Origin of the sequence: Streptomyces sp. NPDC091292 (assembly GCF_044757265.1) — a bacterium.
Lineage (GTDB): Bacteria > Actinomycetota > Actinomycetes > Streptomycetales > Streptomycetaceae > Streptomyces.
This window is the reverse complement of sequence record NZ_JBIVUQ010000058.1, coordinates 1-1174: the sequence shown is the minus strand read 5'-3', so window position 1 is coordinate 1174 and position 1174 is coordinate 1. Positions and strand designations below refer to the sequence as shown.

Here is a 1174-nt window from a genome sequence, read left to right as displayed (position 1 = left end):
TTTAGGGTACGGGCCGCCATAAAACTCGCTAGAGGCTTTTCTCGACAGCATAGGATCATCCACTTCACCACAATCGGCTCGGCATCAGGTCTCAGACTATTGCCAGGCGGATTTACCTACCTGACGTCCTACACCCTTACCCCGGGACAACCACCGCCCGGGATGGACTACCTTCCTGCGTCACCCCATCACTCACCTACTACCACCTTGGGCCGGCGGCTCCACCACTCCCCTCAACTCCGAAGAGATCAGGGCGGCTTCACGGCCTTAGCATTAATGGGCTCGATGTTTGACGCTTCACAGCGGGTACCGGAATATCAACCGGTTATCCATCGACTACGCCTGTCGGCCTCGCCTTAGGTCCCGACTTACCCTGGGCAGATCAGCTTGACCCAGGAACCCTTAGTCAATCGGCGCACACGTTTCCCACGTGTGTATCGCTACTCATGCCTGCATTCTCACTCGTGAACCGTCCACCACTCGCTTACGCGGCGGCTTCACCCGGCACACGACGCTCCCCTACCCATCACAGCCGCCGTTGGGCGTATTGCTGCAATGACACGACTTCGGCGGTACGCTTGAGCCCCGCTACATTGTCGGCGCGGAATCACTAGACCAGTGAGCTATTACGCACTCTTTCAAGGATGGCTGCTTCTAAGCCAACCTCCTGGTTGTCTGTGCGACTCCACATCCTTTCCCACTTAGCGTACGCTTAGGGGCCTTAGTCGATGCTCTGGGCTGTTTCCCTCTCGACCATGGAGCTTATCCCCCACAGTCTCACTGCCGCGCTCTCACTTACCGGCATTCGGAGTTTGGCTAAGGTCAGTAACCCGGTAGGGCCCATCGCCTATCCAGTGCTCTACCTCCGGCAAGAAACACACGACGCTGCACCTAAATGCATTTCGGGGAGAACCAGCTATCACGGAGTTTGATTGGCCTTTCACCCCTAACCACAGGTCATCCCCCAGGTTTTCAACCCTGGTGGGTTCGGTCCTCCACGACCTCTTACAGCCGCTTCAACCTGCCCATGGCTAGATCACTCCGCTTCGGGTCTTGAGCGCGCTACTAAACCGCCCTGTTCGGACTCGCTTTCGCTACGGCTTCCCCACACGGGTTAACCTCGCAACACACCGCAAACTCGCAGGCTCATTCTTCAAAAGGCACGCAGTCACGA

1 rRNA gene is annotated in these 1174 nt (G+C 57.3%); it reads right to left on the bottom strand.

The window, feature by feature from the left end:
- Positions 1 to 1174: ribosomal RNA gene (locus tag ACIQNU_RS43805) — 23S ribosomal RNA — on the bottom strand; the annotation flags it as partial.